Annotated in this window: 15 protein-coding genes; 13 read left to right on the top strand and 2 right to left on the bottom strand. The window is 61.7% G+C overall.

All coding sequences use genetic code 11. The annotated features are described in order from the left end of the window. The first annotated feature begins 74 nt into the window (after positions 1 to 74). From GFM02_RS19175 to GFM02_RS19120, 12 genes are all read left to right on the top strand, one after another. Entirely contained in the window at positions 75 to 1,931 is a 1,857-nt protein-coding gene (locus tag GFM02_RS19175; RefSeq protein ID WP_168322432.1) for a M3 family oligoendopeptidase, read from the top strand. Between the two features lie 93 nt (positions 1,932 to 2,024). Next, a complete protein-coding gene (locus tag GFM02_RS19170; protein WP_168322431.1) occupies positions 2,025 to 3,185 on the top strand; it encodes an aminodeoxychorismate synthase component I in 1,161 nt (386 codons plus the stop codon). After that, entirely contained in the window at positions 3,182 to 3,811 is a 630-nt protein-coding gene (locus GFM02_RS19165) for an aminotransferase class IV family protein (protein ID WP_168303161.1), read from the top strand. Before GFM02_RS19170 ends, GFM02_RS19165 begins: the two co-directional genes overlap by 4 nt. Positions 3,812 to 3,813: 2 nt before the next feature. Further along, the gene (locus GFM02_RS19160) at positions 3,814 to 4,098 is read left to right on the top strand and encodes a YciI family protein (RefSeq protein WP_020051601.1); all 285 of its coding nucleotides are present in this window, start codon (positions 3,814 to 3,816) and stop codon (positions 4,096 to 4,098) included. A gap of 17 nt (positions 4,099 to 4,115) precedes the next feature. Beyond that, on the top strand, positions 4,116 to 4,481 hold the full coding sequence (locus GFM02_RS19155) for a DUF4440 domain-containing protein (protein WP_168322430.1): 366 nt from the start codon (positions 4,116 to 4,118) through the stop codon (positions 4,479 to 4,481). A gap of 196 nt (positions 4,482 to 4,677) precedes the next feature. Beyond that, on the top strand, positions 4,678 to 6,129 hold the full coding sequence (locus tag GFM02_RS19150) for a homospermidine synthase (protein ID WP_168322429.1): 1,452 nt from the start codon (positions 4,678 to 4,680) through the stop codon (positions 6,127 to 6,129). 171 nt (positions 6,130 to 6,300) lie between these two features. After that, positions 6,301 to 6,669 (top strand): outer membrane lipoprotein Omp10, encoded by a 369-nt coding sequence (gene omp10, locus GFM02_RS19145; RefSeq protein ID WP_012758937.1) that lies wholly within the window; start codon positions 6,301 to 6,303, stop codon positions 6,667 to 6,669. A gap of 27 nt (positions 6,670 to 6,696) precedes the next feature. After that, a complete protein-coding gene (locus GFM02_RS19140; protein WP_168322428.1) occupies positions 6,697 to 7,017 on the top strand; it encodes a hypothetical protein in 321 nt (106 codons plus the stop codon). Positions 7,018 to 7,191: 174 nt separating this feature from the next. Next, on the top strand, positions 7,192 to 9,174 hold the full coding sequence (locus GFM02_RS19135; RefSeq protein ID WP_168322427.1) for a bifunctional metallophosphatase/5'-nucleotidase: 1,983 nt from the start codon (positions 7,192 to 7,194) through the stop codon (positions 9,172 to 9,174). Positions 9,175 to 9,298: 124 nt separating this feature from the next. Then, complete coding sequence (gene hemH / locus GFM02_RS19130; protein WP_168322426.1) at positions 9,299 to 10,333, top strand: ferrochelatase; 1,035 nt, start codon at positions 9,299 to 9,301, stop codon at positions 10,331 to 10,333. Positions 10,334 to 10,518: 185 nt separating this feature from the next. Beyond that, on the top strand, positions 10,519 to 11,559 hold the full coding sequence (locus GFM02_RS19125; protein WP_113548020.1) for an SPFH domain-containing protein: 1,041 nt from the start codon (positions 10,519 to 10,521) through the stop codon (positions 11,557 to 11,559). 3 nt (positions 11,560 to 11,562) lie between these two features. Continuing rightward, on the top strand, positions 11,563 to 12,018 hold the full coding sequence (locus tag GFM02_RS19120) for an NfeD family protein (protein WP_168322425.1): 456 nt from the start codon (positions 11,563 to 11,565) through the stop codon (positions 12,016 to 12,018). Between the two features lie 14 nt (positions 12,019 to 12,032). Here GFM02_RS19120 and GFM02_RS19115 read toward each other — a convergent pair whose 3' ends face one another. Then, positions 12,033 to 13,028 (bottom strand): KpsF/GutQ family sugar-phosphate isomerase, encoded by a 996-nt coding sequence (locus tag GFM02_RS19115; protein WP_131709774.1) that lies wholly within the window; start codon positions 13,026 to 13,028, stop codon positions 12,033 to 12,035. 143 nt (positions 13,029 to 13,171) lie between these two features. Between GFM02_RS19115 and GFM02_RS19110 the strand changes: the two genes are divergently transcribed. After that, a complete protein-coding gene (locus tag GFM02_RS19110; RefSeq protein WP_168322424.1) occupies positions 13,172 to 14,713 on the top strand; it encodes an outer membrane beta-barrel protein in 1,542 nt (513 codons plus the stop codon). A gap of 69 nt (positions 14,714 to 14,782) precedes the next feature. Here GFM02_RS19110 and galU read toward each other — a convergent pair whose 3' ends face one another. Further along, on the bottom strand, positions 14,783 to 15,670 hold the full coding sequence (galU, locus tag GFM02_RS19105) for a UTP--glucose-1-phosphate uridylyltransferase GalU (protein ID WP_003542870.1): 888 nt from the start codon (positions 15,668 to 15,670) through the stop codon (positions 14,783 to 14,785). Positions 15,671 to 15,684 lie beyond the last annotated feature (14 nt).

Here is a 15,684-nt window from a genome sequence, read left to right as displayed (position 1 = left end):
GAAAATCGATTCCGATTTTCGGGCCGATGCGGTAGACAAGCAGACTGTTATGAAAGTGGAGAGGAATTGCGCCCATGAAAAACAAGCTCCCGCACGCCGGCCTTCTTCTATCGGCGGCAGCGCCAGCTGGGGCCGCCGATGCGGCGCTCGGCGATCTGCCGGTCTGGAAGCTGCAGGATCTTTATCCCTCCGCCACCTCCACCGCCTTCGTTGCGGACATGGAAAAGGCCGGCAAGGCCGCGATCGCCTTTGAAGAAAAGTGGAAGGGCGCACTCACTGAGGCGGCGGCGAAGACCGGCGCCGAGGGCATCGGCGCGGCGCTGAAGGAATATGAGGCGCTGGACGACATCATCGGCCGTCTCGGCTCCTTTGCCGGCCTCACCTATTTCTCCGACACCACCAATCCGACAAACGGCAAGCTCTATGGCGACGTACAGGCCAAGATCACCGAATTTTCCGGCCATCTCCTGTTCTTCGCGCTGGAACTGAACCGCATCGACGACGCGGTGATCGACGCCTGCATGGCGAATGATCCCGCCGCCGGACATTATCGCCCTTGGCTGCTCGACCTCAGGAAGGACAAGCCCTACCAGCTCGACGACAGGCTGGAACAGCTCTTCCTCGAGAAGTCGATGACATCGGCCGCAGCCTTCAACCGCCTCTTCGACGAAACCATGGCGGAACTTCGCTACGACATTGATGGCGAGAAAGTGCCGCTCGAAGTGGCGCTGAACAAGCTGCAGGAAAAGGATCCGGAAGTGCGCCGCAAGGCAGCCATGGCGCTCGCCGAAACCTTCAAGGCGAATATCCGCACCTTTACGCTGATCACCAACACGCTTGCCAAGGATAAGGAGATCGCCGACCGCTGGCGCGGCTTCGAGGACATCGCCGACAGCCGCCACCTGGCAAATCGCGTCGAGCGCGAGGTCGTCGATGCGCTGGCCGCGGCCGTCCGCGACGCCTATCCCCGCCTTTCGCACCGCTATTACAAGATGAAGGCGAAATGGCTCGGCATGGAGCAGATGAATTTCTGGGACCGCAACGCGCCGCTTCCGGAAACCTCCAGCGCCATCATCTCCTGGCCGGAGGCGAAGGACACGGTGCTTTCGGCCTACGACAATTTTGCCCCGGAGATGGCTGATATCGCCAGGCGCTTCTTCGACGAGCAGTGGATCGATGCTCCGGTTCGTGCCGGCAAGGCGCCAGGTGCCTTCGCGCATCCGACGGTTCCCTCGGCCCATCCCTATGTGCTCGTCAATTATTTGGGCAAGCCGCGCGATGTCATGACGCTTGCCCATGAACTCGGGCACGGCGTGCATCAGGTTCTCGCCGGTGCACAAGGGGCGCTGATGTGCCAGACGCCGCTGACGCTTGCCGAAACTGCTTCCGTGTTCGGCGAGATGCTGACCTTCCGCGCCCTTCTGCAAAAGACCACCGATACGCGCGAGCGCAAGGCGATGCTCGCCCAGAAGGTCGAGGACATGATCAACACGGTCGTGCGCCAGATCGCCTTCTACGAATTCGAGCGGAAGCTGCACACCGCCCGCAAGGCCGGCGAACTCACAGCTGACGACATCGGCGAACTCTGGCTCTCCGTCCAGTCGGAGAGCCTCGGGCCGGCGATCAGCATTTCCGAGGGATACGAGACCTATTGGGCCTATATCCCTCACTTCATCCACTCGCCCTTCTATGTCTACGCCTATGCCTTCGGCGATTGCCTGGTGAATTCGCTCTATGCCGTCTACCAGAAGGCGGAGAAGGGCTTTCAGGAGAAGTATTTCGAACTGCTGAGGGCCGGCGGCACCAAGCACCACTCGGAACTGCTGAAGCCTTTCGGCCTCGACGCCACCGATCCGTCGTTCTGGAGCCAGGGCCTGTCGATGATCGAAGGGCTGATCGACGAACTGGAGGCGTTGGACCGAACGGCCTGATCAGCCCTGTCCCCACGCCAAACCTCTTCCCGCAAGCGGGAAGAGGCGCCAGCAGGCGGACGAGGGATCGCGCTCCAAGAAAAGACGCCGCCGATGGCCGAAACCCAACCCACTATTCTCTTCCGCGACGACGTGACCGGACAGGTGATGCTTTTCGCCGAGCCGGCAGAGATCATCGTTGCCAGGACGCGCGCCGAGTTCTTTACAGGCCTTGCCCGGATGGAGCAGGCCAAGGCCGCAGGCAAATGGCTTGCCGGCTACATGGCCTATGAGGCCGGATACCTCTTCGAGGAAAAACTTGCTCCCTTCGCCGGGGAACATCGCGAAATCCCGCTCATCTGTTTCGGCGTGTTCGACGCTCCGCAGGCCGATACGCATCCGCTTGCCCAACCAAAACAGCGCCTCGAAAACGAGGAATTCCTCACCGCTCCGAAAGCTGCCTGGAATTTCCCCATATATAAAGAGCGCTTCGACCGTCTCCACCAGCACCTGCGGCTTGGCGACGCCTATCAGGCAAACCTCACCATGCCGGTCGAGGCTCGCTGGAACGGCGATCCCCGCGCCGCCTTCTGGTCGCTGATCGAACGCCAGCCGGTCAAATACGGCGCGCTGGTCGATCTCGGCGGCCCGATCATCCTTTCGCGGTCGCCCGAACTTTTCTTCCGCACCGACGAAGAGGGCTGGATCGAGACCCATCCAATGAAAGGCACGGCAAAACGCGGCGCTACCGCCGCCGAGGATGCCGAAATCATCGAAGCCATGCGCTGCGATATCAAGACGCAGGCGGAAAACCGCATGATCGTCGATCTCCTGCGCAACGATATCTCCCGCATCACCGAAGTCGGCACGCTCGACGTCCCGAAGCTCTTCGACATCGAGACCTATCCGACCGTCCACCAGATGGTGAGCCATGTCCAGGCAAGGCTCCGCCCCGATCTTTCGATCCGCGACATCTTCTCCGCGCTCTTTCCCTGCGGTTCGATCACCGGCGCGCCGAAGATGCGGGCAATGGAAATCCTCCATGCGCTCGAGGATGTCCCGCGCGACGCCTATTGCGGCGCGATCGGCATGATCTCGCCCACCGGCGCCATGCGTTTTTCCGTCGCCATCCGCACGATCACGCTTTTTAACGGCGGTAGGGCCGTCTTCAATGTCGGCGGCGGCATCGTCTTCGATTCGACTGCCGAGGCCGAATATGAGGAATGCCTGCTCAAGGCCCGCTTCGCTGTCGGCGACCAATGGATTGCGCGATGATCGATTTTTCGCTGATCGAGACGCTGCGCTGGCAGCCCGGCGAAGGCTTCATCCGGCTGCGGCTGCATCTCGCCCGGCTTTCCCGCTCCGCCCGCCGCCTTGGCTTCCCGCAACCGATCGAGGCGGCGACCAAGCTCGACGAAGCCGTTGCGGGTGCGACCGGTCCGCTGCGGATCCGCCTGACCTTCGACGCGCAAGGCCACATCGAGGTGACGCGCGCCGCTTTCGCGCCGCTCGCGCCCGACGCCATCTGGACCGTCCGTGTCGCCGAGACCCGCCTGAATTCCGCCGACAGGCTGCTGCGCGTCAAGACCACGCGCCGTGCCGTCTACGAGGCCGCACGCGCCGAATATAGGCCTGATGAAGCCGATGAGGTCATGCTTTTGAACGAACGTGGCGAAGTCTGCGAGGGCACCATCACCTCGATCTTCCTGGACGACGGAACCGGCATCCTGCGCACCCCGCCGATTTCCTGCGGCCTGCTCGCCGGCGTGCTGCGCACCGAACTCATCTGCCGGCGTCAGGCCCGCGTCGGCCGTATCACGCTTGCCGATCTCGATGCCGGCACGCTTTATATCGGCAATTCGCTGCGCGGCCTGATCCGCGCAAACCTCGTCAGGAACTGACCATGTTCATTCTCTCCCTCACCTATGTGAAACCCAACGACGAAGCCGACAGGCACATGGAGCCGCACATGGCCTGGGTGAAGGATGGTTATGCCCAGGGCTGGTTCCTCGCTTCCGGCCGGAAGGTGCCGCGCACCGGCGGCGTCATCCTCGCAATCGGCGATCGCACCGCAATCGAGGCCTATGTCGCAGCCGATCCCTTCATCATCCATGGCGTTGCCGAATACGACATCACCGAGCTTGCCGTGACGACCGCGGTCGAAGGACTGGAAATCCTGAAGGGCTGAATTTAGAGGAGAAAATCATGGATGATCTCGCAGCCCATCTGAAAAAGCTCGAAGAAGAACTCTTCGAGCCATCGGTTCGCGCCTCGCGGGAGATGCTGACGACGCTGCTCTCGCGCGATTTCCGTGAAATCGGCAGTTCCGGACGGCTCTATACCTTCGACGTCATTGTGCCCAGTCTTTTGGCCGAACAACGGACGGGAACGTCCCGCGGCGAGCATTTCGAAACCCAAAGACTTGCGGAGCACATCGCGCTCGTCACCTACCGCGCCATTTACACAGACACCGACGGAAGCGAAAGGCGGACGCTGCGCTGTTCCATCTGGCGGCTGGAAGAGGATGGGCACTGGCGCATGCTCTTCCACCAGGGCACCGTCATCGGTTAAGCCAATCCATCGAGCTGCCGATCCCCAGGATGGCTTCGCCGGCCTCTATCGCCGCTCGATATTTGGCCTTTCCCCGTCAACGCTCTTTATTGTGACGTCGTTTTATGGTTAGAGCCGGTCACTTCGCACTCTCTGCGGCAATCTCAAAATAATTCTTCAGGCTGAACGCCTTCGTCGCCTTCCACAGGAGAAAAGAATGACGGAACAAAACTATCCGGTATATGCCGAAATTACCGGTCCGATCGTGATGATCGGCTTTGGCTCCATCGGTCGCGGCACCCTGCCCCTGATCGAGCGCCATTTCAAATTCGACAAGAGCCGGATGGTCGTCATCGACCCTCGTGAGGAACCCTCCGACATGGAGATCCTGAAGAAGCACGGCGTTCGCCACATCAAGGAATATGTCACCAAGGACAATTACAAGGAACTGCTGAAGCCGCTGCTGACGGAAGGCGAAGGTCAGGGTTTCTGCGTCAACCTCTCGGTCGACACCTCCTCGCTCGACATCCTCAAGCTCTGCCGCAAACTCGACGTTCCCTATATCGACACCGTCGTCGAGCCCTGGCTCGGCTTCTATTTCGACAAGAGCATGAGCAATGCCGACCGCACCAACTATGCGCTGCGCGAAACCATGCGCAAGGAAAAGGCGAAGAACCCGGGCGGCGCCACCGCCGTCTCCACCTGCGGCGCCAATCCGGGCATGGTCTCCTGGTTCGTCAAGCAGGCGCTCGTCAACCTCGCCAACGACATCGGCCTCAAGTTCGAGGAGCCGGACCAGCACGATCGCGAAGGCTGGGCAAAGCTCATGAAGAAGCTCGGCGTCAAGGGCGTCCACATCGCCGAGCGCGACACCCAGCGCACCAAGCATCCGAAGCCGCTCAACGTCTTCTGGAACACCTGGTCCGTCGAAGGCTTCATCTCTGAAGGCCTGCAGCCGGCTGAACTCGGCTGGGGCACGCATGAAGAGTGGATGCCGAAGAACGCCAAGAAGCACAAGAAGGGCAACAAGGCAGCGATCTATCTGGAGCAGCCGGGCGCCAATACCCGCGTGCGCACCTGGTGCCCGACGCCCGGCCCGCAATATGGCTTCCTCGTCACCCACAACGAGTCGATCTCGATCGCCGATTTCTTCACGGTCCGCGACAAGGACGGTGAAGTGACCTTCCGCCCAACCTGCCACTATGCCTACCATCCGGCCAACGACGCCGTGCTCTCGCTGCATGAAATGTTCGGCAATGGCGGCACCTCGCAGCCGGTCCATCACGTTCTCGACGAGGACGAGCTGGAGGACGGCATCGACGAACTCGGCGTCCTGCTCTACGGCCACGAGAAGAACGCCTACTGGTATGGCTCGCGCCTGTCCCTGGAGGAAACCCGCCGCATCGCACCCTACCAGAACGCCACCGGCCTGCAGGTGACCTCCGCCGTCCTCGCCGGCATGGTCTGGGCGCTGGAAAACCCGAATGCCGGCATCGTCGAAGCCGACGAGATCGATTACAAGCGCTGCCTCGAAGTACAGATGCCCTATCTCGGCCCGGTCGAAGGCCACTACACCGACTGGACCCCGCTCGACGGCCGTCCGGGTCTCTTCCCGGAGGATATCGACACCAAGGATCCGTGGCAGTTCAGGAACATTCTCGTTCGCTGAGGACGCTTTCATGGCTTTGACAATGCCCGCCGCAAGGCGGGCATTTTTGTAACGCCGGCTGTATAATTGCTGCCCGCCGCCCTTCCAAGACTTGCCTTCATGCCGGGCGCGCGCCATGTTTTGCACGAACTTGGCGGGTGTCCGCCGCGCCGATTCGCCGGGAGAAGCCTTATGAAAATCAGAACTGGTCTTGTTCTTGTCGGTGCAGCGGCCGCTCTTGCCGCCTGCGTTTCATCAGAGCCGCGTCGCTTGCCGGTTGCAACCGCGCCCGCCGCTACCGGCGTCGAAGGCAATTGGAGCGATCCGAACGGCATCGTTTCCACCTTCCAGGGCGGTAGTTTCACCACCCGCACGACCGACAGCAACCAGCTTCTTGCCTCGGGCACCTATATCAACACCTCACCGACCCTGGTGGAGATCAACATGACCTCGCTGGTGCGCAAGACCCAGTCCAAGGTCAATTGCGCGCTCGTCAACCCGAGCCAGCTCAATTGCACCTCCGATTCCGGCGCACAGTTCACGCTTTCCCGCCGCGGCTGAAAGATGCGGCGATAGGCCAGGCATACCATGCGTGCCTTCGCGTCTTATCTCGTCCTGCTGCTCGCCATGCCGCTTGCGGCACTTGCGGTCGTTTTGCCGGCCAATGTCTATCGTGCCCAGGGTATCGCCGCTCCCGATTGCGACGAGCCGCTGCAGGTACTGATGTCAGCCGTGCCGGCAGTCCTGATCTATGGTGCAGGCGCGCTCCTTGCCTATTGGGCCGGCCGGCGCTTTCATCGCCTCGTTTCCCTTCTCTGCTTGATCATCGCGCTCGCCACGGTTCCGAATATTGCGGAGGCCGTGCACGAACTCTATCGAAACACCGCCGACGGCGAATGCCTGGGATAGGAACCCGGCTTTTTTACCCTGTCCCCTTGGAAACCGTCCCGCCTGGCCCAGCTTTCTCTTGCGGTCGTGCATCGTCTGATGGAACATCCGCAGGCCGGGAAACCGCCCCGGCGCATAATGAAAGGGATCGGCGAGGGATCAGGGGGATCTTTCGCCTCAATCAGGAGAACAGGGATGACGAAGTCTTTCAGCTTCGGTCTTTTGACCGCGTCCATGCTGGCGCTGAGCACGGGCGCCGCCTTTGCGGATTACGAACTCAATATTCTTCATATCAACGATTTCCATTCGCGCATCGAATCGATCAACAAGTTCGACTCCACCTGCTCGGCCGAAGAGGAAGGCAAGAAGGAATGCTTCGGGGGTGCTGCCCGCCTGAAGATCGCGATCGATCAGCGCCGCCAGGCGCTATCCGGCAAGAACGTCCTCCTCTTGAATGCCGGCGACAATTTCCAGGGCTCGCTCTTCTACACGACCTACAAGGGAGCAGCCGAAGCCGAGTTCCTGAACCTGATGAAATTCGACGCCATGACCGTCGGCAATCATGAATTCGACGACAGCGAGGACGGGCTTGCGACCTTCCTCGACAAGGTGCAGTTCCCTGTCGTGACGGCGAACGTCAAGGCGACGACCGCCTCCAAGCTCGGCGACCGCATCAAGCCGTCGCTGGTGCTCGATGTCGCCGGCCAGAAGATCGGTATCGTCGGCGCCGTCACCAATGATACGGCAGAGCTTTCCTCCCCCGGCCCGAACGTTACGATTGAAGATGACGTTCAGACCATCACAGCGGCCGTTCAGAATCTGAAGGGCCAGGGTGTCAACAAGATCATCGCGCTCACCCATGTCGGTTACCCCCGCGATCTCGCCCTGATCGCCAAGATCCCGGATGTCGACATCGTCGTCGGCGGCCATTCCCACAGCCTGCTCTCGAATACCGATCCGAAGGCTGAAGGCCCCTACCCGACGATGGTCGACAATCCCGGCGGCTACAAGGTGCCGGTCGTCCAGGCTGCCTCCTACAGCAAGTATCTCGGCGATCTCGTCGTCAATTTCGACGATAGCGGCGTGGTCAAGGATGCCAAGGGCGATCCGATCCTGATCGATTCCACCTTCACACCCGATCCTGCCGTCATTGCCCGCATTGCCGAACTGGCAAAGCCGATCGAGGAACTGCGCAAGAAGGTGATCGGCTCTTCCGAAAGCCCGATCGAAGGCGACCGCAAGGTCTGCCGCGTCAAGGAATGCTCGATGGGCAATCTGGTGGCCGACGCCATACTCGACCGCACCAAGAACCAGGGCGTCACCATCGCCGTTCAGAACGGCGGCGGCCTGCGTGCTTCAATCGACGGCGGCGAGGTCACCCAGGGCGAGGTCATCACCGTCCTGCCTTTTCAGAACACGCTCGCTACGTTTGAGACGACTGGCGCAGATGTCGTCAAAGCGCTGGAAAACGGCGTCAGCCAGATCGACCAGGGTGCCGGGCGCTTCCCGCAGGTCGCCGGGCTGAAATTCTCCTTCGACCAGTCGAAGCCTGTCGGCAGCCGCGTCAGCGATGTCCAGGTGAAGGAAGGCGACAATTTCGCTCCGATCGACCCTGCCAAGACCTACAAAGTCGCCACCAACAACTTCATGCGGGCCGGCGGCGATGGCTATTCGATCTTTAAGGAAGGCAAGAACGCCTATGATTACGGTCCGGACCTTGCCGACGTGACCGCCGAATATGTCGCCGCGCATTCGCCCTACAAGCCCTATACGGATGGCCGCGTCACCGAACTGGCGCAGGCAGCGCCTGCTCCCTCCGCTTCCGAGCCGGCGCCTGCCGCACCGGCTGCTCCTGCTCCATCCACCGAGCCGGCTCCCGCACCCGCTGCACCGGCCCCAGCAGCACCGGCCCCCGCGCCGGCGGCACCTGCAGAACCGGCTCCTGCTGCACCAGCACCAGCAGCACCCGCACCCACGGCGGAACCGGCACCGGCAGCCTCCACACCTGCCGCGACGACGCCTTCCACGCACGTCATCGCCGCGGGCGACACCTTCTGGGATCTCGCCGTGACCTTCTATGGCGACGGCACGCTGTGGCGGAAGCTTTCGGATGCCAATGGCAAGCCGAACCCGCGTCACCTGACGGTCGGCAAGGAGATCGAGGTCCCCGCCAAGTAAGACGATTTGTCTCGATGCCACTGGCCGGTCCGGGGTTTCCCGGGCCGGCTTTTCTTTCTATAGGGTGAACCACGATCTCCAGGCCGCGTATGAGCCGACGGGACAAAAGAGCGTTGGGGCCAGAATGACAGCAGATATTTCACTCCGTCCGGCCGACCATCCGACCGTCAAATTTGGTAGGGTCGGTGTGCTGCTGGTCAATCTCGGCACGCCTGACGGCACCGATTATACCTCGATGCGCCGCTACCTCAGGGAATTCCTGACCGATCGCCGCGTCATCGAATGGTCGCCCTGGAAATGGTATCCGATCCTGTTCGGCATCGTGCTCAACACCCGCCCGCAGAAGGTCGGCAAGGCCTATGAGCTGATCTGGAACAAGGAGAGGAACGAAAGTTATCTGCGCACCTACACCCGCAATCAGTCGGAACTGATGGCCGAGCGGCTGCAGGATCTTGATAACGTCAAGGTCGATTGGGCGATGCGCTACGGCACGCCGTCGATCGCCTCGCGCATCGACGCGCTGAAAGAAGAAGGCTGCGACCGGATCGTGCTCTTCCCGCTCTATCCGCAATATGCGGCGGCGACGACCGCCACCGTCAACGACAAGGCCTTCCAGAAGCTGCTCTCGATGCGCTGGCAGCCGGCGCTGCGCACCATTCCCGATTACCACGACGACGAGACCTATATCGAGGCGCTCGCCACGTCCGTCGAAAAGCATCTTTCGACCCTCGACTGGAAGCCCGAGATGCTGCTCGCCTCCTTCCACGGCATACCGATGTCCTATTTCAAGCAGGGCGATCCCTATTACTGTCAGTGCCAGAAGACCGGCCGGCTGCTGCGCGAGCGGCTCGGGCTCACCAACGAAAACTTCATGGTCACCTTCCAGTCCCGCTTCGGGCCGGAGGAATGGCTGCAGCCCTACACCGACAAGACGGTGGAGAAGCTCGCCAAGGACGGCGTCAAGCGCATCGCCGTCATCAATCCCGGCTTCGTCTCCGACTGTCTGGAAACGCTGGAGGAGATTGCCGAACAGGCCGCCCATTCCTTCCAAGAGAACGGCGGCGAGAAGTTCGCGCATATTCCCTGCCTCAACGACGGCGAGGACGGCATGAAAGTGCTGGAAAAGGTCGTCCGCCGCGAATTGCAGGGCTGGGTCTGAGAAACCGTCTTCAGAAAGCAGCATCGGCCGAGGAACTGGAAACAGCCCAATGACTTAGACGAAACGGAACCTCCTCTTCGCTTGGAGGCTAGCCGGCTGTGACCATCATTTCTTCCTCGCAAAGAACGTGCTAACTCATCACATGAGTTGGGCAGGCGCGTATGCGCCGATAGGAGGAATTCTTCATGCTGTTCGGCGGCTTCGACATCGTCGTGATCGTGCTTGTGATCTTCGTCATCCTGGTGCTCTTTGCCGGGATCAAGACCGTGCCGCAGGGCTACCGCTATACGATCGAGCGCTTCGGACGTTATACCCGCACGCTGGAGCCCGGCCTCAACCTCATCACCCCTTTCATCGAGCGCGTCGGCGCCAAGTTGAACGTGATGGAGCAGGTGCTGAACGTGCCGACCCAGGAAGTAATCACCAAGGATAATGCCTCGGTTTCGGCCGATGCCGTTTCCTTCTATCAGGTGCTGAACGCCGCCCAGGCTGCCTATCAGGTCTCCAACCTCGAAAACGCCATCCTCAATCTCACCATGACCAACATCCGCTCGGTCATGGGTTCGATGGATCTTGATGAACTGCTCTCCAACCGCGATGCGATCAACGACCGGCTGCTGCGCGTCGTCGACGAGGCCGTGCATCCCTGGGGCATCAAGGTCACCCGCGTCGAGATCAAGGATATCCAGCCGCCGCGCGACCTGGTCGATGCGATGGCCCGCCAGATGAAGGCCGAACGCGAGAAACGCGCCCAGGTGCTGGAGGCCGAAGGCTCGCGCAATGCCCAGATCCTCAGGGCCGAAGGCGCCAAGCAATCCGCCATTCTCCAAGCCGAAGGCCAGCGCGAAGCCGCCTTCCGCAATGCTGAAGCCCGTGAACGCCTGGCCGAGGCCGAAGCCAAGGCGACGAAGATGGTCTCTGAGGCCATCGCCGCCGGCGACATCCAGGCGATCAACTATTTCGTCGCCCAGAAATACACCGAGGCGCTCACCTCGATCGGTTCCGCGCCCAATTCCAAGATCGTGATGATGCCGATGGAAGCCTCTTCCATCCTGAGCTCGCTCGCTGGTATCGGCGCCATTGCCCGCGAGGTCTTCGGCGATGCCGGCAACAGCCCGTCAACGCCGCTGCCGGTACCGCCGCGTCCGCGCCCCGCACCGGCGCGCTCGACGCCGCCGATCAATCCGTCGACCCCCAATCCTTTCAATCCCGAGCAGGAGCGCTAAGCCATGCTGGCGAAGATCGTCGCCGAACTCGGTCCGTGGAGCTGGTGGGTCGCGGGCCTCGTGCTGCTCGCCGCGGAAATGATCGTTCCCGGCTTCTTCTTGGTCTGGATCGGCCTTGCCGCCTTGATCGTCGGCGCGCTGTCGCTGCTCTTCTGGGACAGCGCCTTCTGGGTCTGGGAGTTACAGGCGATCCTTTTTGCGCTTCTCGCCGTTGCCACGACCTTCGCCGGCCGCCGGCTGACGCTGCGCAACGCCACAACCGACGAGCGCTTCCTCAATCAGCGCGGCGCCAGCCTCGTCGGCCGCACAGCGACGCTGCACGAACCGATCCGTGAGGGCCGCGGCCGCATCCGACTCGACGATACGCTGTGGCAGGTGATGGGACCTGACCTGCCCGTGGGAACGCAGGTGAAGGTGGTTTCGAGCAACGGCCGCGACCTGACGGTGGAACCCGTCTGATCAAACGAGCCTGATCAGGCGACGCCGATCCGCAGCAGGTCGTGGAAATGCACCAGCCCGACCGGCCGGCGGTCGTCGTCGATGACGATCAGCGCACCGATGTGATGCTGGTTGAGCAGCGCCAGGGCCGCGGTCGCCAGCACCGTCGGCTTCACCGTCTTCGGCGTCCGCGTCATGATGTCGTCGACGGTAAGCTCGGCAAGATTGCGCGTCAGGTTGCGCGCCATGTCGCCTTCGGTGACGATACCGCAGAGCCGCCCATCCTCATCAAGCACGCCGACGCAGCCGAAATGCTTGCGCGACAGCACCGTGATCGCCTCCGGCATCGGTGTACCCGTGGCAACGAGCGGCAGCCGCTCGCCTGTATGCATGACATCGGCGACATGCATCAGGCTCGCACCCAACTTGCCGCCGGGGTGGAAGACGTGGAAATCCGTGGCGGTAAAGCCGCGCGCCTCCAAAAGCGCCACCGCCAGCGCGTCGCCGATTGCAAGCTGCATCAGCGTCGAGGTCGTCGGCGCCAGCCCATTGGGGCAGGCCTCCTGTTCGTTCGGCATCAGAAGGACGATATCGGCGGCGGCCGCAAGCGAGGAACCTTCGCTGCAGGTGATCGCGATCAGCGGAATGGAGAAGCGCCGCGTGAAGGAAATGATGCTCTTGAGCTCGGCGCTCTCGCCGCCTTTGGAAATCGCCAGCACGACGTCGTCGCGCGCGATCATCCCGAGATCGCCGTGATTGGCCTCCGCCGCATGCACGAAAAAGGCAGGCGTTCCGGTCGAAGCGAATGTCGCCGCGAGCTTGGCGCCGATATGCCCGCTCTTGCCGACGCCGGTGACGATGACGCGTCCGGAGATGTCGCCGATGACTTCGACGGCCCGGGTGAACGGTCCGGCCAATCCATTGTCAAAAGCCTGTTCGAGCGCTTCAAGACCGCGTCTTTCAGTCTCTATCGTGCGTTTTGCCGATTCGAGCACGCTGTTTTCAACGAGGTTGATCGCTCTTCTGTTCATGAAATTGCGTTAGACCTTTTCACTTTCCAAGTCCACCCCGCACTCTTTCCGAATTGTGAACAGCGCCCGCCGCCGGCAACGAATGGTTAACCACAAGGCTTTACCTTTGGGTAAGAACCGAAAGCATGTCAGGCGCGAATTGCATGGGCCAGCCAAAACAGACGAGCAGTGTCACGCCGCTCCGCGCCATGAGCCGTGCCGTCTCCTTTGCCGTGTTGGGTATCCTGCTTCTCAGCCAGACGGCAGCCTTCGCGCAGTCCGCCTCGACACAGCCGGCAAACAGCCGCTCCGCCGCCTCTCAGGATAACCGCGCAACCAACAATGCCGCATCCGCCGCCGGTTTCGATGACGAGACCGGCGATACCGCCACTCCTGCGGCAAACGGCGCGACCGCGAACGCGGACGATGCCCAGCAGCGGCCCGCCATACCGGACGCGCAAGCCGGCGACGACATTACCGGTTCCATCCTCGACGAAGAGATACGCCGGCTGAACACCCGTGAAGCGCCGGTCGACGAGGCGCTGCCGCGCCGCAGGGCTGCCGAAAGTGCCTCGACAACGGAAACGCCGGGAATCCCGATCGGCACTTTCGTGCTCCGCCCGAGCGTCACCCAGAGCATCAACACCGAGACCACCAAGGACGGCAATACCAGGCAGCGGCGCGCCTTTCTCGAAACGGATGCGGCAGCGACACTGACTTCCGACTGGGGCCGGCATCAGTTGACCGTGACCTCGGAAGGCGCCTGGCAGAAGAATGTCAGCGGCGAGGGTGAGGAACAGCCCTCCTTCAAGATCAACAGCGATCTCAGGCTCGATCTTCCCGACGACACCACGGCGCACCTCATCGCCGGCTATAATTTCTATCGCGAGGACACCGATGATCCCGACGCGATCACCAACGCCGCGCAGCAGTCGGACGTCCAGGAATTTTCGGCCGGCGCCTCCGTCCAGCGCGATTTTGGCATCCTGCGCGGCACGACGGCACTTGCGCTGACACGCTCGATCTATTCGGACGCTAAACTTTCGAACGGCACGACCGTCTCCCTCAGCGACCGCAATCAGACCACGGGCACGTTGCGTGGCCGTGTCGGCTACGAACTGTCCCCCGCGCTCATCCCCTTCATCGAGGCCAACATCGGCCGCACGGTCTATGACGAAACGCAAGATTCTGCCGGTTACGAGCGTTCCGGCCATAGCTATGGCGCCAAGGCAGGCGTCGAGGTCGATCTCGGCGAAAAGCTGAAGGGTGAAGTCGGTGTCGGCTACGAGATGGCGGATTTCGAAGACAGCCGCCTGTCCTCGATCGATACCGCCACGCTTGATGCGAGCCTGCTCTGGTCGCCGATCCGCGGCACCGATGTCAATCTCGACCTGCAGACAACCATCCAACCCTCGACCACGGCAGGCGAAAGCGGCTACGTCTCGCACGCGCTGACGACGACGGTCACCCACCAGCTGCGCGACAACCTGGTCGGGACGATGATCGGCGGGGTCATATGGCGCGATTATCCCACGGACAGCACCATCAACGACGAACTCGTCTATACCGCCGCGACCGGCCTGACCTGGAACATCAACCGCTATCTCGATCTGACCAGCACGCTCGGCTACGAGCTGACGACGCGCAAGGAAGGCACCGATTCGCAGCAATGGCGCGCCGGCGTCGGTCTCAAGCTGAAACGCTAAGAATGTCGAAAAATAGAGCGCCGCCTATCCGTTAGGACACGCGGCGCTCTATCACATTGAATCTGCGGCTTATTTCAGGCCGGCAAGCAGTTCCCTGAAACCGCCTTCGACGGAGGGGCGGATATCGGCGCGTTCGAGGGCGAAGGCGACGTTTGCCAGGATGAAGCCGTCCTTGGCGCCGCAGTCGTAGGTCGCGCCGCGGAAGTGGTAACCGGCGAAATCCTGTTCCTTCAGCAGCTTCAGCATGCCGTCGGTGAGCTGGATCTCGTTGCCGGCGCCGCGCTCCTGGGTTTCGAGGATCTTGAAGATCTCAGGCTGCAGGATATAGCGGCCGTTGATGAAGAAGTTGGAAGGCGCCGTCCCCTTGGCGGGCTTTTCCACCATGCCGGTGATGCGGAAGCCGTCGCCGATCGCCTCGCCGACGCCGACGATGCCGTATTTATGCGCCTGGTCCGGCGCGCATTCCTCGACGGCGATGATATTGCCGCCGCTCTGGGCATAGAGATCGATCATGCCCTTCATGCAGCCCTTGTCGCCCTTCATGATCATATCGGGCAGCAGCAGTGCGAAGGGTTCGTCGCCGACGATCTCGCGGGCGCACCACACGGCGTGGCCGAGGCCGAGAGGCTCCTGCTGGCGAGTGAAGCTCACCGTGCCGGCCTTCGGCAATTGCTGGGCGAGAAGGGTAATCTCCGCCTTCTTGGCGCGTTCGCGCAGCGTCTGTTCCAGCTCGAAATGAATGTCGAAATAATCTTCGATGACGTGCTTGTTGCGTCCGGTGACGAAGACGAGATGTTCGATCCCGGCTTCGATCGCCTCATCGACGACATATTGAATGATTGGCTTGTCGACGACGGTCAACATTTCCTTCGGAACAGCCTTTGTCGCCGGCAGGAATCGCGTTCCCAACCCTGCAACCGGAAATACTGCTTTACGAACTTTGTTGTGTTGAGCCACACCCGGCCTCCTGC

This window comes from Rhizobium leguminosarum bv. viciae (genome assembly GCF_012276115.1).
Taxonomy (GTDB): domain Bacteria; phylum Pseudomonadota; class Alphaproteobacteria; order Rhizobiales; family Rhizobiaceae; genus Rhizobium; species Rhizobium leguminosarum_T.
This window is presented reverse-complemented; position numbering and strand designations above follow the sequence as displayed.

What these genes read in the sequence shown, in the direction of transcription:
- GFM02_RS19150 (WP_168322429.1), top strand. Translation starts at nt 4,678, where the DNA reads ATGACGGAACAAAACTATCCGGTATATGCCGAAATTACCGGTCCGATC.
- GFM02_RS19120 (WP_168322425.1), top strand. Translation starts at nt 11,563, where the DNA reads ATGCTGGCGAAGATCGTCGCCGAACTCGGTCCGTGGAGCTGGTGGGTC.
- GFM02_RS19140 (WP_168322428.1), top strand. Translation starts at nt 6,697, where the DNA reads ATGCGTGCCTTCGCGTCTTATCTCGTCCTGCTGCTCGCCATGCCGCTT.
- GFM02_RS19170 (WP_168322431.1), top strand. Translation starts at nt 2,025, where the DNA reads ATGGCCGAAACCCAACCCACTATTCTCTTCCGCGACGACGTGACCGGA.
- GFM02_RS19155 (WP_168322430.1), top strand. Translation starts at nt 4,116, where the DNA reads ATGGATGATCTCGCAGCCCATCTGAAAAAGCTCGAAGAAGAACTCTTC.
- GFM02_RS19115 (WP_131709774.1), bottom strand. Translation starts at nt 13,028, where the DNA reads ATGAACAGAAGAGCGATCAACCTCGTTGAAAACAGCGTGCTCGAATCG.
- GFM02_RS19135 (WP_168322427.1), top strand. Translation starts at nt 7,192, where the DNA reads ATGACGAAGTCTTTCAGCTTCGGTCTTTTGACCGCGTCCATGCTGGCG.
- GFM02_RS19110 (WP_168322424.1), top strand. Translation starts at nt 13,172, where the DNA reads ATGGGCCAGCCAAAACAGACGAGCAGTGTCACGCCGCTCCGCGCCATG.
- GFM02_RS19165 (WP_168303161.1), top strand. Translation starts at nt 3,182, where the DNA reads ATGATCGATTTTTCGCTGATCGAGACGCTGCGCTGGCAGCCCGGCGAA.
- GFM02_RS19125 (WP_113548020.1), top strand. Translation starts at nt 10,519, where the DNA reads ATGCTGTTCGGCGGCTTCGACATCGTCGTGATCGTGCTTGTGATCTTC.
- GFM02_RS19160 (WP_020051601.1), top strand. Translation starts at nt 3,814, where the DNA reads ATGTTCATTCTCTCCCTCACCTATGTGAAACCCAACGACGAAGCCGAC.
- omp10 (WP_012758937.1), top strand. Translation starts at nt 6,301, where the DNA reads ATGAAAATCAGAACTGGTCTTGTTCTTGTCGGTGCAGCGGCCGCTCTT.
- GFM02_RS19175 (WP_168322432.1), top strand. Translation starts at nt 75, where the DNA reads ATGAAAAACAAGCTCCCGCACGCCGGCCTTCTTCTATCGGCGGCAGCG.
- hemH (WP_168322426.1), top strand. Translation starts at nt 9,299, where the DNA reads ATGACAGCAGATATTTCACTCCGTCCGGCCGACCATCCGACCGTCAAA.